Annotated in this window: 20 protein-coding genes; 5 read left to right on the top strand and 15 right to left on the bottom strand. The window is 45.7% G+C overall.

Annotation, left to right across the window (positions count from 1 at the left end):
• Nucleotides 1-19 precede the first annotated feature (19 nt).
• Genes BGK61_RS16530 through pilM form a run of 5 tightly spaced genes read right to left on the bottom strand, consistent with a single transcriptional unit; the run spans nucleotide 20 to nucleotide 4,566 of the window.
• Nucleotides 20-1,792 (bottom strand): type IV pilus secretin PilQ, encoded by a 1,773-nt coding sequence (locus BGK61_RS16530; protein ID WP_014997113.1) that lies wholly within the window; start codon nucleotides 1,790-1,792, stop codon nucleotides 20-22.
• Between the two features lie 2 nt (nucleotides 1,793-1,794).
• Nucleotides 1,795-2,322, bottom strand: a complete 528-nt coding sequence (locus BGK61_RS16535; protein ID WP_014997114.1) for a pilus assembly protein PilP — start codon at nucleotides 2,320-2,322, stop codon at nucleotides 1,795-1,797.
• On the bottom strand, nucleotides 2,322-2,930 hold the full coding sequence (locus tag BGK61_RS16540; protein WP_014997115.1) for a type IV pilus inner membrane component PilO: 609 nt from the start codon (nucleotides 2,928-2,930) through the stop codon (nucleotides 2,322-2,324). Before BGK61_RS16540 ends, BGK61_RS16535 begins: the two co-directional genes overlap by 1 nt.
• Nucleotides 2,931-2,932: 2 nt before the next feature.
• Nucleotides 2,933-3,511, bottom strand: coding sequence for a PilN domain-containing protein (locus tag BGK61_RS16545; protein WP_014997116.1), 579 nt, complete (start codon nucleotides 3,509-3,511; stop codon nucleotides 2,933-2,935).
• Nucleotides 3,499-4,566 carry a type IV pilus assembly protein PilM gene (pilM, locus tag BGK61_RS16550; protein ID WP_076011437.1) on the bottom strand — a complete coding sequence of 356 codons (1,068 nt, stop codon included), beginning with the start codon at nucleotides 4,564-4,566 and terminating at the stop codon, nucleotides 3,499-3,501. The genes BGK61_RS16545 and pilM overlap by 13 nt, the downstream gene beginning before the upstream one ends.
• 136 nt (nucleotides 4,567-4,702) lie before the next feature.
• Between pilM and BGK61_RS16555 the strand changes: the two genes are divergently transcribed.
• From BGK61_RS16555 to yghU, 4 genes are all read left to right on the top strand, one after another.
• On the top strand, nucleotides 4,703-7,366 hold the full coding sequence (locus BGK61_RS16555) for a penicillin-binding protein 1A (protein ID WP_014997118.1): 2,664 nt from the start codon (nucleotides 4,703-4,705) through the stop codon (nucleotides 7,364-7,366).
• Between the two features lie 76 nt (nucleotides 7,367-7,442).
• On the top strand, nucleotides 7,443-9,134 hold the full coding sequence (locus BGK61_RS16560; protein ID WP_076011436.1) for an NAD-dependent malic enzyme: 1,692 nt from the start codon (nucleotides 7,443-7,445) through the stop codon (nucleotides 9,132-9,134).
• Nucleotides 9,135-9,449: 315 nt separating this feature from the next.
• Nucleotides 9,450-10,436: a DUF4382 domain-containing protein gene (locus BGK61_RS16565; RefSeq protein WP_076011435.1), complete on the top strand. Its 987-nt coding sequence runs from the start codon at nucleotides 9,450-9,452 to the stop codon at nucleotides 10,434-10,436.
• Between the two features lie 202 nt (nucleotides 10,437-10,638).
• A complete protein-coding gene (gene yghU / locus BGK61_RS16570; protein WP_076011434.1) occupies nucleotides 10,639-11,496 on the top strand; it encodes a glutathione-dependent disulfide-bond oxidoreductase in 858 nt (285 codons plus the stop codon).
• Between the two features lie 45 nt (nucleotides 11,497-11,541).
• Here yghU and BGK61_RS16575 read toward each other — a convergent pair whose 3' ends face one another.
• On the bottom strand, nucleotides 11,542-12,069 hold the full coding sequence (locus BGK61_RS16575; protein ID WP_076011433.1) for a hypothetical protein: 528 nt from the start codon (nucleotides 12,067-12,069) through the stop codon (nucleotides 11,542-11,544).
• Nucleotides 12,070-12,508: 439 nt separating this feature from the next.
• On the opposite strand from BGK61_RS16575, the gene BGK61_RS16580 reads away from it, so the two are divergent.
• Nucleotides 12,509-13,984, top strand: coding sequence for a catalase (locus BGK61_RS16580; protein ID WP_076011432.1), 1,476 nt, complete (start codon nucleotides 12,509-12,511; stop codon nucleotides 13,982-13,984).
• A gap of 51 nt (nucleotides 13,985-14,035) precedes the next feature.
• Here BGK61_RS16580 and BGK61_RS16585 read toward each other — a convergent pair whose 3' ends face one another.
• From BGK61_RS16585 to argC, 9 genes are all read right to left on the bottom strand, one after another.
• Nucleotides 14,036-14,614 (bottom strand): TetR/AcrR family transcriptional regulator, encoded by a 579-nt coding sequence (locus BGK61_RS16585; RefSeq protein WP_076011444.1) that lies wholly within the window; start codon nucleotides 14,612-14,614, stop codon nucleotides 14,036-14,038.
• A gap of 211 nt (nucleotides 14,615-14,825) precedes the next feature.
• Nucleotides 14,826-15,680, bottom strand: coding sequence for an alpha/beta hydrolase family protein (locus BGK61_RS16590; protein ID WP_076011431.1), 855 nt, complete (start codon nucleotides 15,678-15,680; stop codon nucleotides 14,826-14,828).
• A gap of 144 nt (nucleotides 15,681-15,824) precedes the next feature.
• Nucleotides 15,825-18,062, bottom strand: a complete 2,238-nt coding sequence (locus BGK61_RS16595; RefSeq protein ID WP_076011430.1) for a bifunctional diguanylate cyclase/phosphodiesterase — start codon at nucleotides 18,060-18,062, stop codon at nucleotides 15,825-15,827.
• 218 nt (nucleotides 18,063-18,280) lie between these two features.
• Nucleotides 18,281-19,591, bottom strand: a complete 1,311-nt coding sequence (argA, locus tag BGK61_RS16600) for an amino-acid N-acetyltransferase (RefSeq protein WP_076026115.1) — start codon at nucleotides 19,589-19,591, stop codon at nucleotides 18,281-18,283.
• 18 nt (nucleotides 19,592-19,609) lie between these two features.
• Nucleotides 19,610-20,992, bottom strand: a complete 1,383-nt coding sequence (argH, locus tag BGK61_RS16605; RefSeq protein ID WP_014997128.1) for an argininosuccinate lyase — start codon at nucleotides 20,990-20,992, stop codon at nucleotides 19,610-19,612.
• Nucleotides 20,993-21,045: 53 nt separating this feature from the next.
• On the bottom strand, nucleotides 21,046-22,257 hold the full coding sequence (locus BGK61_RS16610) for an argininosuccinate synthase (protein WP_061439245.1): 1,212 nt from the start codon (nucleotides 22,255-22,257) through the stop codon (nucleotides 21,046-21,048).
• A gap of 36 nt (nucleotides 22,258-22,293) precedes the next feature.
• Nucleotides 22,294-23,205 (bottom strand): ornithine carbamoyltransferase, encoded by a 912-nt coding sequence (locus tag BGK61_RS16615; RefSeq protein WP_014997130.1) that lies wholly within the window; start codon nucleotides 23,203-23,205, stop codon nucleotides 22,294-22,296.
• The gene (gene argB / locus BGK61_RS16620; RefSeq protein WP_014997131.1) at nucleotides 23,202-24,047 is read right to left on the bottom strand and encodes an acetylglutamate kinase; all 846 of its coding nucleotides are present in this window, start codon (nucleotides 24,045-24,047) and stop codon (nucleotides 23,202-23,204) included. Before argB ends, BGK61_RS16615 begins: the two co-directional genes overlap by 4 nt.
• Nucleotides 24,044-25,057, bottom strand: coding sequence for an N-acetyl-gamma-glutamyl-phosphate reductase (gene argC / locus BGK61_RS16625; protein WP_014997132.1), 1,014 nt, complete (start codon nucleotides 25,055-25,057; stop codon nucleotides 24,044-24,046). Before argC ends, argB begins: the two co-directional genes overlap by 4 nt.
• Between the last annotated feature and the right edge of the window lie 322 nt (nucleotides 25,058-25,379).

Consider the following 25,379-nt stretch of genomic DNA (forward strand, 5'->3'; position numbering starts at 1 on the left):
TTTTAGATGAAAATGGTGGCTACGGTCTTTCCGTTACAATTTTCGGCGTAACAAAGATAAGCAGTTCTCGCTTCTGCTGAAGTTGGGATGAATTTCTGAACAAGGCGCCAACAACGGGTAAATCACCGAACAAGGGGACTTTTGATACGCCATCAGAACTGGTTTGTTGGAAGATCCCGCCCAATACGATGGTTTCGCCATTTTCCACCAATACCTGGGTTTTAATTTCTTGGGTATCAATCGCTACGGCATCACCGGTAGACGTTGAAACGGTTTCACCGCGAGTGTCTTGAGTGACGACTAAGTCTAAAATGATGCGATTGTCAGGCGTGATGTGTGGCGTAACTTTCAGTGACAATACGGCCTTTTTAAATTCTACCGATGTGGCACCACTTGACGTAGCTTGAACGTATGGAATCTCAGTACCCTGTTCAATATACGCTTCGTGCTGGTTGGCTACGGTAATACGAGGACTTGCGATAATTTCGCCTTTGTTTTCTGATTCCAACGCAGAAAGCTCAAGGTCCAATATGGTGCCGTCTACAAGACTCGCAATCTGAAAGCCAATGCTACCTGCTGCGCTGGTGACAGGTAAATTTACGTTTAGGCGATTGTCAATGCTTGGCACTACGCCGCCGGCAATGGTGTCTGCGCCTTCAAGGCTGCCTGAGACACCGTTGTCGTCTTGTCGATCACTGAAACCCCAGCGCACACCTAACTGTTCATCCACATCGTCAAGTACAGTTACCATACGGCTTTCAATCAGCACTTGCTTCACCGGAACGTCTAATGCGTTGATAGTTTTTCTTGCTTCATCAATCGACGCTAACGTGTCGCGAATAAGCAAGGTGTTGGTGCGCTCGTCTACGGTGACACCGCCTCGTTCTGATAGAATTCCGCCTTCTGTCGACTTCAAAATTGTGGCCAACGCGGCAGCTTTTGCATAGTTAACAGGAATGTTAACCGTATGAAGCGGTGCTAAATCTGATACTTGTTTTTTAGATTGAAGCGCTTGAGTTTCACGAGCAGACAATTCTTCAGCAGGCGCAATTAATAAAATATTACCCTCTAAACGTTTGTCCAAACCCTTAACGCGCAAAATCATGTCGAGTGCCTGATCCCACGGAACGCCTGACAAGCTAATCGTAACATTGCCTGTTACGGTATCAGTGGTTACCAAATTAAAACCATTCACTTGGGCGATGATTTGTAAAACCTGTCTCACAGGAACATCTTGAAAATCAAGTGAAATAGGGTCGCCAGTGTACTTCTTCTCGGCTTCTAGCGCTTCTTGTTGCGCGCTATTCATAGGCGCAATGGCTAAACGAATTGTGCCATCCTTCACGGTATTTTGAACCGTAACTGGGCCTGAGTACTTAACCTCAATGCGTGATCCGTTTTTATCTTCGAAGGTTTCTATGGTCGAAACTAACGTGCCAAAATCAGCGACATTAAGCTCTACCAGTTGGTCTTCACCCAACTTGGTGTTTGGCAGCGTAAGCGACACTTTTCCCTGTGACTCAATAAGTTGTACCTTGGGAGCTTTACCCTCAAAACTCACAAGGGTTACAGCCGTATTATTAGCTGCTTGGGTAAAGTCGATGTTAGTAACCGTGGTGGTTACCGTCGAAGCATTTCGCTTAGCATCAGGGTCAACCAATAACGGTTCTTGCGCTTTTACTGGCGAGACAAATACTGTAAACGAAAATATTGCAGCCACAGCGAAGGCCAGCCAATACCACCTAGGCGCTCTACGATTCAGAGACTTGTTGAATATGTATCGTTCGGCCATGCTTACTCTCCCGCCTTCGATGCTGTAGTCATTGTTGTTGTTTTCCTTTGCCAGCAGCCCGCACCATCAGGTAATAACTGTTCAATAGTAATTGAATCGATGCTAATTTGCGTAATTCTGCCATAAAACAAGCCGATACGGCTCCCTACTTTTGCTTTATGCAATACGCCATCGTTGCTTTTTAACAATGCCCATTGCTCTCCTTTAACCGCAAAATTTCCGGTTAATGCAAGGGCATCAACGCCATAGGCTTCCAATGCTTCTTTAGGGCGCTGAAAGTTAGGCTGTAAACAGTTTTCTACACGCGCTTTTGTTACCGGAGCAGTGTTGTTTTTAGGGCGATCAAAAGGGCTTCTTAACGCGCTCGCTGAATAGCTAAAGGGCGGATGTGTTTTAAACTCTGGATAAGGTTCAATTTGAGGCTGAGCGCGCTCTTTTACGCTCTGGGTATAAGCCTGTAGGTCATCGAGCTTAGGTGAGCAGCCTGTAATTAACAGTATGGTCAAAAAAGACAAAAACGAACGAGTCATTATTTATCTCCTTCGATATCTGAAGAGTTTTCAGAGCGATAAGTTTTAGCTTGAAGCTTGAGCGAAAGACCGCCCGCTTCGCGCTTGATATCGAAATCGTGAAGGGTAACGATACGAGGTAAATCTGCGACTTTTGAAACGAACTCGCCAAAGTTGTGATAACCCCCGCTCACTTCCATTTCAATAGGTAGCTCAGTGTAAAACTCTTTTGGTACTTCTTGTTGCCAGTTTAACAACTCGAATGTAAGTCCCGAAGCGGTGCCCACGTACGTGATATCGTCAAGCAAGCCAGGTGTTTCGTTGCTGGTTGGAAGACTTTTCAACATAGACGAAAAGTCTTCTTTAATTTGAGCAAGTTGGGCTTGGTAGGCTTCTAAATTAGCCGCAATACGGTACTTGGCTTCGAACTGTAGCTTTAGTTCTTGTTCTTTTAATTCAGCCGCATCTTTAATTGGAAGCTTTGGACTTACTAACAGGTAATAGCTTAATGCGCCCACCAGTATTGCCACAAATGCAGCTACAACTATGCGAACTTCATTTGGCCAAATGGCGATTTGTTCAAAGTCGAGTTCGTTGAGTTCTTTTAGTTTTGAAACGTCAAACTTCATAATTATTGCGCCTCTCCACTTTCAATTTCTAGGGGGGCAACATTAGGATTTATCGAAAATGTAAGCGTAAAGTTGCTAATAGCTCTTGCTGCACTGCTGTCTGATTTAATAGTAGAAAGCTCTGCGGCAACGAACACTTTTGAATTATCCAGGGCGCGCATAAAGTCGGAAAGGCGATTGTTCGAATCACTAGTACCCTCAATCTCAATACGGTTATTGCTTCTGGTCATAGACTCAAAAGCCACACCGGGAGGAACCAATTTAGCAAGTTCATCAAAAACAATAGGGGCAACGTTACGGCTAGCCTGTAACTGTTCTATTAACGCCATACGTTGCTCAATGGCATTTTTACTGTCTTTAACTTTCTTTATCTCTGCAATTTGCGCATCTAAAACTGCAATTTCCCGTTCAAGGTACTGATTGCGCGAGTTCTGGTTACTAATTTGCTGGTCGATGGCTTGACCAATAAACCAAAAAATTAAGCCTACTATGGCAGCAACGGCAAGCAATCCTGCTAAATATTGTTGTTTTTGATGTTGGCGCTGTTTTTCACGCCAAGGCAGTAAATTTACATGTGCCATGGCGTAAAGCTCCGGCTCGCTAGACCCGCTGCAATTGCTAGCTGTGGTGCAATTTTACCTAGGCGTGCGGCGTCAAGTTTAGGGTTTATAGTCATATTGCTAAAAGGATTAAAGCAATCAACATCAAGACCAAGATCTTGTTTTAGAATGTCGACTAACGGCTCGATAGTAGCGGCGCCGCCACTGAACAGTATTTTCGTGGGGCGCTCTGCATGTAGCGTGCTCATATACATTTGTAATGCACGGTTGATATTTTGCTGTAGGTTGGCGGCAAATATCGGCAGCGTATCTTCTACCCAATTTCCAGATAGAGTGCCATCTAGTAGCTGGCGCTCAGCAGTTTCGCGCTCAACCATATGTATAGCGCTGATATCGTTAATTAGCTGATTCAAGCCAAAAGCATGCTCTTTGGTGTAAATGACGTCGCCGTTTTTTATTACGCATATTTGAAGTAGCGAAGCGCCCACATTAATACAGCAAAGTGGCGTGTCTTCTGCGTGCGGTGTATAGAAAAAGTCCATAGCATTGCCAATGGCATAATTTTCCATATCAACAATTTTGGGTTCAAAGTTAGCTTCTCTAGCCAGTAACAAACGACTGTCTACCAAATCTTTATGCGCTGCGGTAAGTAATACATTTACTTTTCCAGTGTGCGTTGCACTTGGTCCCATTTCTTCAAAATCCAAATACACTTCTTCAAGTGGGTAGGGAATAAGGCTGTCAGCCTCAATTTCAATTTGATTTTCTAGGTCGTAATCGCTTTGTTCTGGGTCCATGTAAACAATTTTGCTTATTACTGAGGTTCCAGCCACAGCAACATTCGCCAGCTTTAATTTTGTTTTTAACGATTTCCGAATCTTTTTAAGAGCAATGCTCACCGACTCATAATCTTTAATGTCGCGTTCTGAGAAAGCAATTTTACTGATTGGCTCACAGGCATACCCTTGAAGGACGAACCCGTCTTTCGATTGCTCTAACCACACCGCTTTTATTTGACGCGTGCCTATATCTAAGCCCACAATGGGCGGCAGCTTTTTCTTAAACAGCGATTTCATGTGCAAGTGTCCAGTTTCAAAGGTAGTTGCTCTAAAGTACAATGTTACTCTAATAGTGTTATGCGTATGGTTCTAGAGATAACACATACGTATAAAATATACGTCATTTCAACAAAATGTCTTGGTATCCGTTACAGTGAAGTACATCAAACCACTTATTTTATTTAGTTTTCTATCAGGCCTTCTTGGTTTTGCAGCACTGGTAGGTATTTACTTTTATATCAAACCTGACTTACCAAGTGTTACTGTACTTAAGGATGTACGCCTGCAAACTCCTATGCAGATATACACCAAAGACGGAAAACTCATTTCACAATATGGAGTTAAACGGCGGATCCCAGTAAAACTTGAGGATGTCCCGCAAGAATTAATTAACGCCATACTCGCTACAGAAGACAGTCGCTTCTACGAACATCACGGTATTGATCCCATTGGTATCATGCGCGCTGCAGTAAGTTTAGTCCTAACTGGCGAAAAGCGTCAGGGGGCGAGTACGTTAACCATGCAGCTAGCGCGAGGGTTCTTCCTTAGCCGGGAAAAAACATACATAAGAAAGATAAAAGAAATTTTTATCGCATTGCACATGGAGCAAGAGCTCACCAAGCAGGAAATTCTCGAGCTATATCTTAATAAAATCGAGTTAGGCCATAGAGCGTTTGGCTTTGGGGCGGCGTCTCAGGTGTATTATGGCAAACCGCTTAATGAACTCACTTTAGCCCAAATAGCCACTATCGCGGGCCTTCCCAAGGCACCATCGGTACTGAACCCAATCAGCGGGCCACAGCGTTCTGTTGAGCGTAGACGAGTGGTGCTACTTCGAATGCTTGACGAGGAGTACATCACTAAAGCGCAATTCGAAGAAGCGGCCAACGCGCCCGTGACTGCCAAGAAACATGGAGCAGAAATTGAAGTTGATGCGCCATACTTAGCCGACACCATTTATAACGAAATGGTAGAAATTTACGGTAAAGAAGAAGCTGAAACCGGCGGATACCAAGTGTTTGCAACTGCGACGTCAGATCTTCAGTTAGCCGCGCAACGTGCAGTGGTTAGGAATTTACACGACTATGATGAGCGTCATGGTTACAAAGGCGCCCTTGGCTATCTATGGAACATTCCTACGCCGGAAGGCAGAGATGAGACGATTCCGCAGTTGTCATTAAGCTTTGATATAAGCGACAAAACAACCAAAGATGAGTGGGATAATGAATCACTTTTGCGAGTACTTGAAGAAGTACCCCACATAAAACCTCTTGTGCCCTCTGTGGTTACCAAAGTAAATGAACAGTCTATAGAGGTGTTATCAGTTGACGGAAAAACGAGAACGGTAGAATGGGGCGGCCTAGACTGGGCGCGACGCTACATCACTGATTTTAGACAGGGCAGTGACCCTAAAACCGCTTCAGATGTTACTCAAGAAGGGGCGGTAGTTTATATCAGGCAGCAAGAAGGGCAGTGGCGCATTTCGCAGATCCCAGAAGTAAGCGGTGCTTTTATCGCGCTTAACCCGAAAAACGGCGCGGTTGAAGCGGTGGTGGGTGGCTACAGCTTCTATCAAAGCCAGTTTAATAGAGCAACGCAGGCTAAGCGCCAAGTGGGCTCAAACATCAAGCCTTTCATTTATTCTGCGGCATTAGACAGCGGCTATACCCTTGCATCCATCATCAATGATGCACCTATAAACCAATGGAATGCCGCCACAGGTGTAGCCTGGCGTCCACAAAATTCACCGGCTGAGTACGACGGCCCAATCAGAATGCGTAAAGCCCTTGGTAAATCGAAAAACGTGGTATCAGTTCGACTATTACGTGGTGTTGGCCTTAGAGAAACGGCCGATTATTTAACGCGGTTTGGTTTTAATAAAGACGATATCCCACTTGATGAAACCGTATCGTTAGGGTCCAGTTCACATACGCCACTTGAGGTGGTTAGAGGCATGTCTGTTATCGCAAACGGTGGCTACTTAGTGAACCCTCACTTTATCAGTAAGGTACTTGACGAAAACGGAGATGAACTTTGGAAAGCAAACCCAGTCTGGGCATGTAATCGTTGTGAAAACCAAAGTGACCCGGAAATATTACCTGAAGACGAAGAAGCTGATATTGAAGCCTTACTTGCCGCTGAACTGAACCAAGATATCTTACTTGGCGACGTTGATGATGATGAAGCAACAGAAAAAGTGATAGCGCCTCAGGTAATTACTGCTCAAAACGCCTTTTTAGTAGCAGAAATGATGCGTACAGCGGTTCGCGCAAATGGTAATTGGAGTAAGAAAACGTATTGGTTAGGCACAGGTTGGCGCGCTCGCAATATTCTCCAACGCACCGATATTGCCGGTAAAACGGGTACAACGAATGATTCACGAGATACCTGGTTCAGCGGCTTCCACAAAGATTTGGTGGCGACGACTTGGGTAGGGTTTGACAACATGGGTCGACAGTTGGGACGTGCAACGCGAAACCAAAACCTCATCAACAAGAACCCTGAGAAGTTTAACTGGATAGGTAATGCCATGATTGGTATCGAAGACGGAGCTAAAGCTGCTCAGCCTGCGTGGATCAGGTTTATGCAACACGCTCTTGAAAGTAAACCGCATACTCCTATGCCCGTACCAGAGAATATAGTGCGTGTTCGTATTGATCGTACCAGTGGAAAGTTGACCAGACGAACAGACCATACGACACTATTCGAATATTTCCTGCAGGGAACCGAGCCAACCACTTACGTCCGTGATGACGAAGTGTTGGATCCAGCCACGCAGGATACGACTACTGCGCCAGAGCCAGAAGAAATATTCTAATTACTAAGAGGCACGTTGTTCGCGTGCCGCTTCAGGCTTAGGTGATGTATTTGCCTGAACAATTATCGGAAAACTAATGTCAGAAGATTCACAGCGATATCTTTATATTCCTCATGCCGGCCCTTCATTGCTGGAAACGCCCCTACTGAATAAAGGCAGTGCCTTCACGGCACGCGAGCGCGCTGCGTTTAACTTAACTGGTCTTGTGCCTCCAAGGTACGAAACCATTGAAGAGCAAGTTGAACGTGCCTATATGCAATACAGTAGCTTCGATGAAGCTCTAAATAAGCATATTTACCTGCGTGCGATTCAAGACAACAATGAAACCTTGTTCTACCGCCTAATTCAAAAGCACATTGATGAGATGATGCCCATCATCTACACCCCAACAGTCGGTGATGCATGTGAACAGTTTTCTGATATCTACCGCAGCTCGCGTGGATTATTCGTGTCTTATGAAGAACGCCACCAGTTAGATGACATCGTTCGCAATGCCACTAAGCGAAAAGTGAAAGTGATTGTTGTGACCGATGGTGAGCGAATTTTAGGGTTAGGCGATCAGGGTATTGGCGGTATGGGCATCCCTATCGGTAAGCTTTCCCTTTACACCGCGTGCGGTGGAATTAGCCCTGCGTACACATTGCCAGTCATGCTAGATGTTGGTACTAACAACGAAAAGCTGCTAAACGACCCAATGTATATGGGGGCACGCCATCCGCGTATTGGTCAGGAAGAGTACGACGAATTCGTAGATATGTTCATTAACGCTGTGAAGCGACGCTGGCCTGACGTGATGATTCAATTTGAAGATTTTGCGCAGCCAAACGCTATGCCGTTATTAAATCGCTATCGTAACGACGTGTGCTGTTTTAACGATGATATTCAGGGGACTGCTGCCGTTACCCTTGGCACTATTTTGGCGGCTTGCAAAACCAAGCAGCAAAAGCTGCGTGACATGAAGGTCGTGTTTGTGGGTGCGGGTTCGGCAGGCTGCGGTATTGCAGAAATGCTAATACAGCAGATGGTCTTTGAAGGACTGACTGACGAACAAGCGCGTAAGCAAGTGTTCATGATTGATCGTTTTGGTTTGGTAACCGAAGGCATGGAAGGCTTACGCGACTTCCAGCAAAAACTTCAGCAGAAAAACGAAGACCTAGCGGATTGGACATTCAGTGGTGATTACGCGTCACTGCTAGATGTTATGCACTGCGCCCAGCCAGACGTACTAATTGGCGTTTCAGGCCAGCCAGGCTTGTTCACTGAACAAGTTATTCGTGCCATGAAACAAGGCTGTGAGCTACCGATCATCTTCCCGTTAAGTAACCCTTCTCGTCAGGTAGAGGCGCGTCCAGAGCAAGTGATTGAGTGGACAGAAGGTGAAGTGATTATTGCTACGGGTAGTCCGTTTAAACCTGTTGAGTACAACGGTAAAGTGTTCCCTATTGCTCAGTGCAATAACTCTTACATATTCCCAGGCATTGGCCTTGGTGTTGTTGCATCAAAAGCGAAGCTAATCAGCGATGAAATGTTGATGGCGGCAAGTAATGCGCTAGCTTCGGCGTCGCCATTAGTCAACACAGGTCAAGGCTCACTATTGCCACCACTTGCTGCAATTGCTGAAATTAGTCGTGAGATTGCTTTTGAAGTGGGTAAAGTTGCTATGGAGCAAGGACTAGCGCTTGAGATGTCTGAAGACGCATTGCGCGCCAGCATAGAACGCAACTTCTGGAAGGCAGAATACCGCCCTTACAAGCGTGTTAGCATCTAAAAACAGCTAACGTTTTTGAAAAAGCAGGCTAAGCCTGCTTTTTTTATATGTGTAACTTATACTTTTATCCGTTATCTCCGCGCAAAAACAAATGTAATACAGTGGCTTAACTGTACGTATTTCATTCCTTTTCCTAAGTAATATTTATCTTATGTAAAAAGGTGTTGCCTATGCGCAACATTTCCTTCCTCTAACATACAAGGCAACTCAGACTTTTCTAGTTAAGTTGTTGTTATTTATGTGTAATTTGTTGTTGGCACAATCATTGATACTGCACCTCTTGAAACACAAAAATAGGAAAAGTAGGTGTTAGCGATGAAAAAAATTAAAAACGGCCCAAACTCTTTATATTCTCGAATCATTAAACGCTCGTTTTCTACATCATTGGTGATGGCCGCACTTGCCACGCTCAGCGCGTGTGGAGGCTCAGATGATAAGGTTGAAGACCAGCCAACGCCCACCACGAGTACCTTTTCCCTTTCAGTTTCTGACGCCCCTGTAGATGATGCCAGTGAAGTAGTGGTGTATTTCGATGAAGTTGAATTAATTGGCAACGAATCACCAATTACGTTTTCTGTTGAAGACGAAAACGGTGACCCTCGAAGCATCGACTTGTTGTCGCTACCGGGCGAGCAATTTGAAGTTATCGTAGAAGATACTGAAATCCCAGTAGGTGACTACAATCAACTACGCCTCAGTGTAACGGAAGATTCTTACATCGTGACTAATGAGGGAACGTACCCTATTCGCGTGCCAAGTGGCGAGCTGAAACTTGACGGTTTCACAGCGCAGCCTAACTTTGACGCAGCCTACACCGTTGAGTTCGATTTAAGAAAAAGCTTAGTCGATCCAGTGGGGCAAGAAGTCATTATGCTGAAACCTCGCGGTGTTCGCCTGGTGTTAAATGACGACGTAGGAACGTTAAACGGCACGGTAGATGGCACGCTAGTGATGGACGAGAAGTGCGCTGTTAAAACCGACATGTTCGTTGGTAATGCAGTTTATATTTACGAAGGTGAACAGAACCTTCTAGACACCCTTGGTGATGACGCCGATGCTGGCGTAGACGATACCGAACTGCGCCCATTCACTGTTGTACCAGTAACGTATAACGAGTCAGACGAAACATTCAATTTTACCGCGGGCTTCATGCCTCAAGGCGAGTACTCGCTAAGCTTTTCATGCACAGCGCTATTTGATGAGCCTGAAACAGATGAAGACGCAGAAGACGGTTTCTTTTTACAAACTATCGATATTGCCACAGTAGTAGCTGGCGACACCACGACGGTGACTATCGAATAGTACCAGTTTGCGGGCAAAGGACTGCTCGCCTTTTATTCACAAAGCCGCGCTCTGGGCATAGCCAAAGCGCGGCTTTTTTATGTCAATAAACGTATATCGGCGTTTGTTAGTCGACAGGGTTGAGCCATATATCTTTAAAAATAGTTCTTTATAGCTATGTATTGCACTAACCTTAACGATAAAAACATTCAAAGGAGCTGCTATGTCGACAGAAAGTAACTATACACCACCAGAAGTTTGGAGTCAGGCTGAAGATGATGGCAACAAGTGGGCCAGTATCAATAGGCCAGTGTCGGGCGCTACCCATGAAAAGGCTCGTCCCAATGGCGAACATGGTTTGCAGCTTTACTCGTTAGCTACGCCTAACGGTCAGAAAGTTACCATCATGTTAGAAGAGCTGTTAGCTGCTGGCGTAAGTGAAGCAGAATACGACGCTTGGCTAATAAACATTGGTGAAGGCGATCAATTTTCTTCTGGGTTTGTTGACGTTAACCCGAATAGTAAAATTCCTGCCATGGTCGACACGACAACGACGCCAGAAACCATGCTGTTTGAGTCGGGTTCTATTTTAGTTTACCTCGCTGAAAAGTTCGGTAAGTTCATTCCCCAAGACGCTCATGCCAAGGCAGAATGCTTCAACTGGCTGTTCTGGCAGGTGGGCTCAGCGCCATACTTAGGCGGTGGTTTCGGGCACTTCTACAGCTATGCGCCTTACCCAATGGAATATCCTATCAACCGCTTTACCATGGAAACTAAGCGTCAGCTAGATGTGCTAGACAAGCACCTAGCAAACAATGAGTTCATGGCTGGCAGCGAATATAGCATTGCTGATATGGCTATTTGGCCATGGTACGGTAACTTGGTACTAGGTAATTTATACGACGCAGCGACTTTTCTTCAGGTGCACGAGTACACCAATTTGGTCCGCTGGGCTAAGCAATTAGAGCAGCGAGAAGGCGTTAAACGTGGCCGCATTGTAAATAGAACGTGGGGCGACGACGGTCAGTTGGAAAACCGCCACAGCGCCAAAGATATCGACGACGCACTCGCCAAAGCCTAAATAATGGGGTCAGAGTACATTTAAAAAGTACTCTGACCCCAATTTTCAGATGAGTTCTGCCACACTTTTTAGATAGGCTTGTTGAAGTGGTGTGAAATCCCACTCGCTCAAGGCTTCGTCAAATTCAAAGTTACCCACACGGCCTCGCCAGCGTCCGGTGGGTTTTGCTGACCAGCTTTTCATATACACCAGCTTTCCGTGTAGGCAGTGCAAAACTTCGAGTTTTGCTTCTTCGGCGCCGCTGTAAGTCACTCTTTCAGAGACCATCGCGCCTTCTTCGCAGTCTTGGTCAAAAAACACAAAGCCGCGATAGTGACCGTTTTTGGTAATGGTAACTAGCGATGCATATTCTTTGCTGTTTGAAACTTTTCGTATAGCAGGCAATTGGCCTTCCAATCGCTTTATTTGAAGCCCTTGTGATTTGTTATGCCACTGCCACCCCGAACTGCCCATAAAGGTGAGCTCGGTATTCTTATCATTGAAATGGCTCAAGGCTTCAAACGTTTTCCAAGACGCAAAAGTGATCATGCACAGCATCAAAAAACCAGTAATGAAGATGAGTGGCTTTGTCATGTCGCAAGCCCTAGTAATTTACCAACTTTTGTCTATTTAGTTACGCACAAGAACCAACGCTAGACCTTCATTGCAAAAAAGTAATACCAACTAGTTCTGGTGTTGCTGTCCTCGAAACTCCCTAGCGCCCGCTTGATGGTTTGAAATTAAATGATACAAATTTTGGCTCCCTTCAAACTCATGTTTTAGACAGTCTAAGATTGTCTTTTCTCAACACGCTAAGCTCAGCCATTCTTCTCCATAACTTAAAGTCAGATCATGGCCATGATTTAAAATCACGATTAGGACTATCTATTTTGTTCACTTTAATTGTTTAACTGAATCAGCGAACATTCTTTTCAACGAAAAACGTGATTAATACTGTTTCTTTAATCACACACCAGCATCCAATTTTAGTAAGACTAAAAATCGGTGAGAAACGAACCAGAAGGAATTCGCAATGAGTAAGTGTCCATTTTCAGGTGAAGCTATTAAACCTACTACGCTAACGTCTAGCAATGGTGCGCCTGTTGCTAATGACAACCAAAGCCGAACAGCGGGTCCACGCGGGCCGGTGACTTTCGACAATCATTATTTGTTTGAGAAGCTTGCGCACTTTAATCGCGAGCGAATTCCAGAGCGCGTAGTTCACGCAAGGGGCAGTGCTGCGTATGGAACCTTTACGCTAACTAAAAGCTTATCTGACTACACGATTGCAAACTTCCTGCAGAAAGAGGGGCAGAAAACCGATGTGTTCTTGCGCTTTTCCACTGTAGGCGGCGGTCAGGATTCAAGTGATTATGCCCGTGACCCTCGTGGTTTCTCAGTGAAGTTTTATACCGATCAGGGGAACTGGGACATGGTAGGCAATAATACCCCGGTATTCTTCTTACGAGATGGCATCAAGTTTCCAGATTTTATTCACAGTCAAAAGAAGAACCCGCGTACTAACTTGCCAGACCCGCAGGCAGTCTATGAGTTTTGGGCGAACAACCCTCAGTCATTACATCAATCGACAATCTTGATGTCTGACCGCGGTATTCCCCTTTCATATCGCCACGTGAATGGCTATAGCTCGCATACGTTGAGTTTCTGGAATAACGCAGGCGAACGCTATTGGGTGAAATGGCACTTTAAAACTAACCAAGGTATTAAAACGCTAACTAACGAAGAAGCGGCAAAGATGCCTGCCTATGGCGCTCAGCAAGATCTGGTCGAAAGCATTGATAACGGCGATTTTCCATCGTGGACCGTGAATGTGCAGATTATGACTGAAGAGGAAGCGCGTAATTACCACATTAATCCGTTTGACCTAACGAAGGTATGGCCGCACAGCGACTTTCCACTCATTGAAGTAGGGCAGTTGGAATTAAACCGTAATGTGGATAACTACTTTGCTGAAACGGAACAAGCAGCGTTTGCGCCGAGCAATTTGGTTCCCGGCATTGGTGCATCGCCAGACAGAATGCTTCAAGCGCGACTAATTGGCTATCAAGATGCACATAGGTATCGAATTGGTGCGAACTACAATCAAATTCCGGTAAACGCGCCGCGTTGCCCAGTGCACAATTACCAACGAGATGGAGCCTTTGCGGGAATTAATCCAGCACTTGCAGGAAGTGGAGCGAACTTTTACCCCAACAATCGCGCGCGAGTTGGTGAGCCAGCGGAAGCGCCAGAGTTTCAAGAGCCGCCTATGCCGCTAGAGCAAGACGCATGGTTAGATATTTACGATAACCGTGACGAAGATAACTACTCACAGGCTGGTGACCTTTACCGCATTATGAGTGAAGACCAAAAGCAGCAATTGGTAAACAACATTGCTGAAGGCTTAATCCAAGCTACGAAGGACGTTCAAGAAGCCATGTTTGTACAATACGATTTAGCCGACAGCGATTATGGCGCTCGCGTGAGAAAAGCGGTAGCAAGCAAATAACAGTAAATGGGGTCAGAGTACATTATTGAAATGTACTCTGACCCCTTTTTTCTACTTGGTAGCGACGAGGGCGTAAACGTGCAGGCGTATTGCCTGAAGCGCGCGCTCTTTCCAATTATTATCAGTGAGGTAGTTGCTGGAGTGATGCTGACTTAAGGTGATATAACCATGACTAAGTGCCCATAGCTGCATAGCCACGCTCTGTTTGTCATCAGTAGAAAGTTCTTTCTTGATTAGTGCCGTGGTGAGGTTTGTGAAGGTGCTAAAAGCTTTTTCACTTGCTTCAATGGCATCTTCACAGGGCGTATAGCCCTTTAAATTAGAAGAGAAAATAAGCTGGTAGTGAGCCACGTGCGTTTCAGAAAAGCTCAGAATACGCTCGCAGCCGTTAATGACTTTCTCTGCTGGGGTATTGCCATCTGCCGCTAATATTTCGCGCTCTATCAGTTCAGTCCCTTCAATATAAAGCGCGTCTAAAATACCTTGCTTACCTTTAAAGTGACTATAGATGCCAATCGTGGACATTCCGGCGCCTTTGGCAATGGCGCGAACACTCAGTGCGTTAATGCCACCTTTTAAAAATAGCGCCGAAGCGGCATCTAAGATTTTTTGTCGCGTATCTTTTTTCATTGAGTCATCATTTGTATGTTGCGCAATATAACACTGGTATGAAAAGCGATTTTGTAACGTTGTTATATTTCTTGTTTTACATTTAACCTGCTGGTTCACAGGTCTTTTATAACAACACTATAGACGACAAATTATATATTTACCTGTTCTTTGAGTAAGCATCGATAGTGCGCAGAGCCACGTTGTCACGACACTGCTATAACACGTTAATTCAGACGTACTGATTAAAATAATTGGTAACCTTAGGCCATAAATGCTGACACTTCCGCGAGAAAAACTTCATGTGACCTATTTCCTTTACGTTGTAGGCCTGAGGGTCTAGCTCCTCCACTTCTGCTTCCATATTGGGGAAAATGCTAATCATATCGTGAACATTGTGAATATTAGCAATGTCGTCGTCGTTGGCGAGTAACCACTTAGAAGGTATTTGAATGGTGTCGTAATGATGCTGGTTAATATCACTGCCAAAGCCTGTTTTTACGTAGCCTTTACCGTTACACCATTTTTGCCACTGGCGCGCCACCTTTTTAGGTAGTGGTTCTCCCATGCCTACCCATTGAGATTTGGTATGACCGAACAGCAAATTACTTACGGGAATATAGAAATTCATAAAGAAATGGGCTTTTAGCAAATAGCTTTTACGCATGTTTCTTAGACTGCCCGAAGAGCTACCAAAATTACAAAAGGCAGTAAGGTCGTGCACATTGTGCATCAACCCCAGCAGCTGACCACCAGCACTATGACCAACAAGAAAATAGGGCACATTAGGGAATTGAACTTTCAATGTCTCTAATACCGCGGGCATATCTTGTTCGCCCCATGTCACTAGCGACGCATCACTTTGTTTAACGCTGCCTTTTACCGAACCGCCAATGCCTCTGTTATCGAAGGTAATAACGCCATACCCTTGTTCACATAAATAAGTGGCAAAAGCGCTGTAGAATTGCCGTTTTATACCCGTTGCAGGGCCAATCATGACAGCTGCTTTGGCTGGTGATGGAGGCGTGTAGAGTGAAGCGGTCAGATGCATACCATCTTCACAGGTCACTTGAATGTCCTTTATCATCGTCTTGCTCACAGGGAGTACCTTAGTGTTTATCAGGCTTCTGGTCATACCAGTAAAGCGCCGGTGGTTAAGATTTGCAATAGTATGACTATTTCAATTTCTGATGATTACGTATGCAGAACGCTTAGAGCGATTGGGATGTGTTTATGCGCGAGCTTTTGAGGTCTTAACCCAATGCTCAACAGGAGCCGGCTTACCAAACAAATAGCCTTGGAAAATATTGAAACCCATGTCTTTAAGTACACGCAGCTGAGCCTGTGTTTCCACCCCTTCGGCAATGGTCTGCATATCTAGACTCTTAGCAAGGTCCAGGGTCATCTTAACAATTTTGCGATGTCGTTCAGACGTTTCCACTCTTTCTACAAACTCTCTATCTACCTTTATGATGCTGGCAGACATATCTATAAGCTGCGAAAGCGATGCGTGGCCGGTTCCGAAGTCGTCAATAATAATGGTTGCTCCCACATTGGCTAATGACGTCAAGCGGCGCTTAGTCTCATTATGGCTGGCTAATACAGATGTTTCTGTTAACTCTAACTTGAGGCGCTCACCCAGTTCTGGGGTCTCTGAGAAGCGACGCAGCAGCTTTTCATAAAAGAGGTCGCTGAGTAACTCTGGGCCTGACAAGTTAATCGCCAATGGAACCTTTGGTAAGTTGCTAGGCCAATTGTCTAAAAGTGCCAAGGTGCCATCGATAATTTTTTGTGTAAATAGCACTTCCCATTTGTTTTCCTCAACCAGTGGGAGAAACTGAAATGGTTGAAGAATTGTCCCGGATTTTGGCTCTTTCAATCTAGCCAGCACTTCGTAGCCTACAGTAGTGCCGTGAATCGATACCTGTGGCTGCAGGTACAAGGCAAGGCATCCGTTATCAAGAAGGGCTTTTACTTTGTCTTTTTGTTGTGTGTTTTCTCGAATAGTTTTCACTGTATTGATGCTAAACGAGATAAAAGGAGCGAAATCCTCGCTTTGGCTAAGGGCTATTGCGCAGCATTCAGCGGCAGCATCTAAACTAATTTCACGACTGGCATGATAATGCCCCGCACGCCATTTCAGCGGATGTTCTACACTACCTCGCGCTGAATTGATGACCATGCTGGTGGGCAATCGACGTTCTAGGTAATGATCTATAGTTTGTGTTGAAAGGTGTTTGCCGTGCACGGTAAATAAAAATTTAGCGCCAGGGAATTGATAAACCGCGACATCATTAGCGAATTCGCTTTGTAATAGCGACGCTACGCTTAAAAGCAACTGGTCACCCTGACTGTAACCGTATTGCAAATTCACTTCTCTGAGGTTAGCCAATTTCAACAAAACAATATGTCGATTTAAAATACTCTCGCTCGATTCCGCTTTTTTCCAAAAGTGATGATTTTTAAGCCCTGTTAGTTCATTAAAATAGTGCTTCTCATACTGCTGCTTCTTAAACGCATCGAACTCCATTAGGCTTTTCTTATTGGCTGATATGTCGTGGCAATGGATAAGTTGCTTTTTGTGATGTTCAAGGCTAGCAGGTTGAAGTCTAAATTCTCGTTCGGGAGCGTCAAAAATGGAAGCGTGCTGGTTTACGCCCTTTGTGATGGGGTGAGACAAAGAGAAAAGATCTTGAATATATTCACTCTCTGGCCGGTACTTTTTGACTAGCGCTCTTGCAGCTTTGTTTGCCTGAATTATGCGTCCTTGTTCATCACAAAAGAAAGACGGAGTGCCACCGTTGTTGAATATTTCCTGATATCGGCTAACGAGCTTATTAAGCTTTTTGCTCTGTAATAAATTGTGCTCAGACTGCCTTTCTAAAGACGACATTACTCGTAACACCGCCATTGGAATACAAAAATTGAAAAACAGGAAAATTAATGACGACAGATAGGTATGGGTGTCGGGCAGTGTAATGTCAATGCCAAATAAAGGGGCTACTTGCGTATTATTAAGCAAGAAATAATACGGAATGAGGTTGAGCAGCATAGTCGCAATAGATGCTTTCACGCCGTATAGAACACGGACAATAATCGGCAACGTGAACAACAAAAGTAGGCCATAACGCGTTGAATCTAAATCAACAGTGAAAAACAATATGCACAGTGAGGCTCCAACAACAGCCAGTACAAGGCATGCAGAAGCAACCTTTATATGTTTCATGCCTATTGAAAGTGTGGCAAAGAGAAAGGCAGTGAAGCCTAGCGTTAGGTACATAACATAATAAAGTTCCTGTACATACGCAGTATATGAAGAGTGCGCCACAATGGCCGAGGTAAGGACAACACCAATTACTAGAATGGTGCGCAGCACACTTAGACGCCACACGTCAGCATCGGTGGTTCTTAGGTTATCTTCATTAAGTAAAAGATAGTTTTTTATTATTTTGATTGTTCGAGAAATCACTAGTAAACCGCTGACGTTCAAATAAGTTCAATACTAGAGTGTTGTAAATAGCTCACCGAGGTGAGTGATTTAATATAACCCTTTACTAATGTTAGTGATAGTAATAAACGCAGCAATAACACTAATATTTTCAATATGATATAAAAATAAGAGAGAAGTTTCCTTATTAATTAACGATAAAGAAACTTCTTAATTGATTAACGTTGGCTAGAGAGCCTTTACACCGTTAAGGTAAAAACTTTAGAGTTGCGCTGGAAGTTATACAGTTCTTTTTTTACGGCAGGTAATACACTGATATCTGCGGGTTCAAACCCTTGTTCTAAGAACCAGTGCGCCGTAACTGTGGTCAATACGAAAATACTGCTAATGCCGGCTTCTTTGGCGCGGGCTCGCACCTCGTCTAAAATCCGTTCGCCGCGGTTCTTGCCGCGATAGTCCTGGTGGGTCGCCACACACGCTAATTCGGCACAGCCGTCTTCAGGGTATAAATACAAAGCTGCGCAGGCGATGATCATGCCGTCGCGCACGATGACGATAAACTGGTTTATTTCGTTCTCTAAACGCTCACGAGAGCGCTTCACTAACACGCCGCTTTCTTCTAGCGGTTTTATCAGCTTTAAGATACCGCCCACATCTTCAATGGTGGCTGCACGCAACTGTTCGTAATGATGCTCCATTACGAGCGAGCCTGTACCGTCGCGGGTGAACAGCTCTTGAAGCAGTGCGCCATCCTTTTCAAAGCTAATGCAGTGAGCACGGGGAACGCCGGCAGCGACACTAGTGGTAAGGGCGCTTAACACCGTATCTTCGGTGGTAATGTCACCTGCCATGATCAGCTGTTCTAACTGAGGTCGTTCAATGGTGCGAAGTAAGCGACCTTCGCGATTGAATATGCCGTCAAAGTTTGAAAATACAATAAGCTTGTCAGCTTTGAGGGCAATCGCGGCCTGCGTGGCCACATCTTCGTGAGACAAGTTAAACACTTCTCCCGTTGATGAATAGCCCATAGGCGATAGCAGCACAATCGAGCCATCGTTCAAATGATCGTTAATGCCGGTGGTATCTATACGGCGTACTAAACCGGTGTTTTCAAAATCAACGCCGCCTCGTACGCCCATTGGCTTGGCAACGACTAAGTTCCCCGAGCACACGCGTATTTGCGAACCGTGCATAGGTGAGTTTGGAAGCCCCATAGTAAGTAAGGCTTCTACCTGAGAACGTACTGAGCCGGCGGCATCTTTTACGCACTCAAGGGTTTGTTTGTCGGTTATGCGCACACCGCTTTCAAAGCGACCTTCGATGTTGCGAAGGGCAACGCGCTGATCAATCTGCGGGCGGGCACCGTGCACTACGACTACGCGCACGCCCAAGCTGTTAAGCAGGGCAATGTCGTGAATAATATTGGGGAAATTCGGATGTTCAATGGCTTCGCCACCGAACATCAATACGAATGTCTTTCCCTGATGAGCATTAATATAGGGCAATGAACTGCGAAACAGTTTTATGCCGTCATGATGCGCTAATACCATCTAAGCAGCTCCTTGTCGCTACCCTTGCTTATCCAAGTCTTCCAGCTCTTGATACAGTGCTTTCGTCACGGTTTCTTTGCTGGTGCCGCCCAAGATATTGCGTTGATTAACGCCGTACTCTAGCTGTAGTACAGGGTAAACGTCGTCTTCAATTTTGTCGCAAATAGCTTGCATGTCGCTTAGTGGCAAATCTTCAATGGCGCAGCCTTTGTCGATGGCCTGAAGCACAACACGCCCGGCAATATCGTGACCTGTTCTAAACGGTACACCTTTTCCTACCAGATAATCGGCAAGCTCAGTGGCGTTAGAGAACCCTTGGGTTGCCGCAACGCGACAGCGCTCTTCGTTTAACTGCAGCGAGTCAAGCACTTCGCTGGCAATGCACAAACAAATGTGCCACTGGTTTACGGTGTCGATAGCGCCTTCTTTGTCTTCTTGCATGTCTTTGTTATACGCAAGTGGAAGACCCTTCATGGTAACTAAGAGCGCCTGCAAAGAACCAAACACACGGCCACATTTACCGCGCATTAATTCAAGTGCATCAGGGTTTTTCTTCTGGGGCATAAGCGATGAACCAGAGGTTACGCTATCGCCAAGCTGTAAGAATCCTGCTTCGCCAGAGTTATAAAAAATCATGTCTTCGGCAAGACGTGACAAGTGCATCATGCTGGTGCTGGCTACAAACAAAAGCTCTAGCACAAAGTCTCTGTCAGACACTGCGTCTAGGCTGTTTAGGCATGGAGAATCAAAACCCAGTTCTTCAGCAATGGCGTGACGGTCTACAGGGAAAGTAGTGCCTGCCAATGCGCCTGAACCTAAAGGGCACTGATTCATGCGTACTTTTAGGTCGTCTAAACGGCTTAAGTCACGCTTTAGCATTTCAACGTAAGCCAAGCACCAGTGGGCAAAGTGAATAGGCTGTGCACGCTGTAAGTGCGTGTAACCTGGGATGATCGCTTCTTGATGACGGCTAGCGGCATTAAGAAGCGACTTTATTACACCTAAAACATCAGTGCGAAGTGAGGCAATATGTTCACGTACCCACAGGCGAAAGTCGGTAGCAACCTGATCGTTTCGGCTACGCCCGGTATGAAGTTTACGACCAATGTCGCCAAGCTTCTCTATGAGCGCAGCTTCAACAAAGCTGTGAATGTCTTCTTCGCTAGATGCGTTAAAGTCTAGTTCACCTGCATCAGCTTTCGCTTTCAACTCGCTCAGTGCGGATTCAAGCTGGGCTTGTTCGTCAACGGTCAATACACCTGCTTTTTGCAGCGCACGCGACCAGCTGATAGAGCCTTGAATATCTTGGCTCGCCATAACTTGGTCAAACGGTAGCGAGTCGTTAACCTGTTTAAACATACTACTTGCACCGGATTCAAACCGGCCACCCCACAACGCCATGTGATGCTCCTTAAATACTTTTCTGCCTTAAGCTTTACTTTTGTAGGTAATGCTTACTGTTCACCTTGTTTCTTCAGTGCTTCGATACGACTTGAAAGACTGAATAGGCGGATGAAGCCTTCAGCGTGCTTCTGGTCGTAAACATCATCAGCACCAAAGGTGGCAAAGTCTTCAGAGTAAAGACTATTAGGTGAACGACGCTGTGTTACCGTAGCTTGGCCTTTGTATAGCTTAACCACGATATCGCCTGTCACTTTCTTCGCAAAAGAAGCAGCACCAGCAAGTAGCGCATCGTTAAGGGCGGTGAACCAACGGCCGTCGTACATCACGTGAGAGAACTCAAGGCCAATTTGCTCACGGTATTTAAGCGCAGCCTTATCTAGCACCATAGTTTCTAGGGCTTTATACGCTTTAAGCAGTACGGTGCCTCCTGGCGTTTCATAACAGCCACGTGACTTCATACCTACAAGGCGGTTTTCAACAATGTCGATACGTCCAACACCGTGCGCCGCAGCTACAGTATTAAGTTTAACTAGTGCTTGATAAGGCGATAGTGCCTCACCATCAACGTGAGTCAGTTTTCCTTCGTCAAAAGACAGGGTTACGCGCTCTGGAGTATCAGGTGCATCTTCAGGATCAACCGTCATGGTCCACACTTGCTTGGTAGGCTCTTGCCATGGATCTTCAAGCTCGCCGCCCTCGTGTGAGATGTGCCATGCGTTTGCATCACGGCTGTAAATTTTGGTTGCTGACGCTGTGGTTGGAATATTGCGCTCTGCCAGATAAGCCAATAGGTCTTCACGGCTTACCATATCCCACTCACGCCATGGCGCAATAACCGTAAGATCAGGGGCTAGAGCAGCAAAGGTGCTTTCAAAGCGAACCTGGTCGTTGCCTTTACCGGTACAGCCGTGGCATAGCGCGTCGGCACCTACTTTACGTGCAATCTCAACTTGCGCTTTGGCGATAACCGGGCGTGCCATTGACGTACCCAACAGGTATTCACCTTCGTAAACCGCACCTGTAGTAATAGTTGGGAAGATATATTCGCTTACGAACTCTTCTTTTAAATCAACAATGTGGCATTCGCTTGCGCCTGATGCGATAGCTTTTTCATGAAGACCTTCTAGTTCTTCATCACCTTGACCCACATCTGCTGCAAACGCGACAACTTCACAGCCATAGTTTTCTTTAAGCCATGGAATGATGGCTGATGTATCAAGCCCGCCTGAATAGGCCAGCACGATTTTTTTAACGTTTTGCATCTAAATAATCCTTCTAAGCGTCTTTTAGGCGTCTTTTTAAGCGTTAAGTAATTGAGTAAGGATGGCGTTTTGGCCATGCATTCTATTTTCGGCTTGCTGCATTAATAGCGATTTATCGCTATCAATCAACGAGCCCGTAATTTCTAAATCGCGATGGGCAGGTTGGCAATGCATAACATAGCTAGCACCGGTTGCTTCCATCAACGCTTCGTTCACCTGATAAGGCATGAACTTTTCTTTGATCACTTCAAGTGGCGTCTCGTCACCCATTGAAAGCCATGTATCTGCATAGATAACGTCTGCACCGTTAGCGGCACTAAGGTCGGTGCTTTCAACAATCGATACACCCGTTTTCTCGGCAATCGCTTTGGCCTGTGCCACAATTTCAGGTGCCGCTTCGTGGCCCTCTGGCGTGACTACAACTTGGTTGCAACCTAGCAGCGCACCAACAATTAATAGTGAGTGAGTTACATTGTTGCCGTCGCCTACATAAGCCATGGTAAGACCTTCGGTTTTGCCGAAGCGTTCAAACATAGTGAGGTAATCTGCAAGGCCTTGGCATGGATGATATTTATCACACAATGCGTTGATAACGGGCACATTTGCAGCCTTAGAAAAGGTTTCCAGCGTGCTGTGAGAAAATACACGAGCGACTATGGCGTCAGCCCAACATGCAAGGTTAGCGGCGGTGTCTACTGCGTCTTCACGGCCGGCTAATTTGCCCGACTGCACATCTAAATACACCATGTGGCCGCCAAGCTTGTTAATACCAATATCGAAGCTAACGCGGGTTCGCAAAGACGGCTTTTCAAACAGGGCAACAATTGATTTCCCCGCAAGCACGTTGCTGTAACTTGCTGGGGCTTGTTTAATTTCTACAGCCAATTGCAGCAAGTTTTTCATTGCGTCGGGTGTCCAGTCTGCAAAGGTTAGTAGGTCCTGTTTCATTGTACTTCTCCGGCATTGCCTTTTGTAAAGTCGGTGTGGGGTAAATCAGCGTTTTTTGACGGTGTATTTGTCAGGGCTGAGGGCAGTATTTGCGTGCCCGTTTTCTTATTTAAAATGTCGTTGATGTCGGCGGCCCAACTCGCGATGTAAACCGCGCGGCCTAAATTCTCTGCAGACGCGAGTGCCGCATCCACTTTTACCTTCATCCCGTCGGTAATAACGCCTTCATCTGCGTACTTCGATATGCTTGCAGCGCTAAGTTCGCTAATTAGCAATTTGTCACCGTCTAACACACCGTCAACATTGGAAAGAAGTAAAAGCTCAGCGTTAAGAAGCTCAGCAATAACTGTTGCGGCTTGATCGGCATTTACATTTAGCAATCTACCTTGTGGGCTTGAACCAATAGAACTGATTACCGGTAGTGTTGACTGGGCTAATACGCTTTTTAGAAATGATGCGTCTGCTGTCGACGGCACGCCCACGGCACCATACTGGTCAGCTAGAGGCTCACACACCACCATATTACCGTCTAACAACGACAAACCAACAGGGGTTAAGCCTGAAGCCAAAGCCGCTGCGCATAGCTGCTTGTTGGCAGAGCCAGCGAGGGCTCCGCAGATATAAGGCATATGTTCATCGGGCGTAACCCGAAGGCCATCAATTTTTGTGCTTTGAAGACCAAGACTCGCCATAAGCGTCTCCACTAATGGTCCGCCTCCGTGAACCACTACCACGGGGCGTGTGGCCTGCACGTCTTTTACGCTTAGAAATAAACGTGTCATTGCGGCGGTATCGTCGAGTAATGCACCGCCAACTTTAATTACAATTGGTGAAACACTCATAGTACTAACCCTGTCTCTACTGGTTGTTTCGTCATTATGTTAAGGCACTGTATTGCCTGAGAGGCAGCACCTTTCATTACGTTGTCGATTGCAGCGGTAATCACTGCGTATCCAGATGCTTCATCTAACTTCCAATGAAGATCAACAAATGGGGTATGAGCAACGTCGTCAATTTTTGGAAAACTCTTGCGCAAACGCACAATGGGTTTATCAGCATAGGCGTCAGTGTACGCTTGTTCAAGTTGTGCGCTGGTGGTACCAGCTTTAATCTTAACGGTCACGGTCGCCAAAATCCCCCGTTTAAAATTACCCAAGTGCGGCGTAAAGATAACAGGGGTGCCCAAGTAAGCTTCAATTTCTGGGGTATGGCGGTGACCTAGCACGCCGTATGCCTGCAGGCTAACTTCAAAAAAGCTGGTGGTTAGGCTGGCTTTCCTTCCTGCACCCGATACGCCTGAAACAGCGTTAATTACTGGGCGTACGCTTTCATCCAGTAAATTATTATGTGCAAGAGGTTTCAGCGCACTAAGGCTTGCAGTGGGGTAGCACCCCGGCACAGCGATCACGTCAGCGTTGGCAATTTGCGCTTCATGCCACTCGGCAAGGCCGTAAACAGCTTGAGCTAAGCTTTGCTCTTGCGTATGTGGAAAGCCGTAGAACTGTTCGAAGACATTGGTGTCTTTTAGCCTGAATGCACCCGACAAATCGAGCACTTTGGCTTTGCCTGAAGATAAGACAGGCATCCAGTCGTGGCTCGCCTCGTGCGGTGTGGCAAGAAAGATAAAATCGACACCGTCAGCCATTTCTTCTAATGCCGCATCCGAAATTGGTGTGAGTGTAGAGTTGATGTGAGCCAAGTTACCGTGAAGCTCTGCAATGTTCTTACCCGCGTCGCTACTATTCTCAGACACGTAAGTGCCCGCCAATACTAGTTTTGGGTGTTGAATAACCAACTGAACGAGTTGTGCCCCTGTGTAACCACTGGCACCAATAATTGAAACGTTGTACATAATCAAAAATTCAATAAAAGGAGAAAAAAATCACTTTTTACCTTTGTAAACTGGTTGGGCGTTATTCGTTGCCTAACCGCGACCACATCACAAAGGTAAAAAGTGTGCTACCGCAAAAGCATAGAAAGGCGCACGCATCGTCGTACGCTATGCATCGTGTAGCCAGCCAGGGGAGAGGTAAACTCTTTATGGTTGCCAGTGGTTGAACCAACAACGCGAGTTGGTTGTGTCATCATCAATTCCTATCAAGTCGCAACTCAAAATTGTGAGTTGGATGCTTTAACCGTCGACTAGTGTATCTAATTTGAATGTTTATGCAATA

This window comes from Alteromonas abrolhosensis (assembly GCF_001953635.1).
GTDB lineage: Bacteria > Pseudomonadota > Gammaproteobacteria > Enterobacterales > Alteromonadaceae > Alteromonas > Alteromonas abrolhosensis.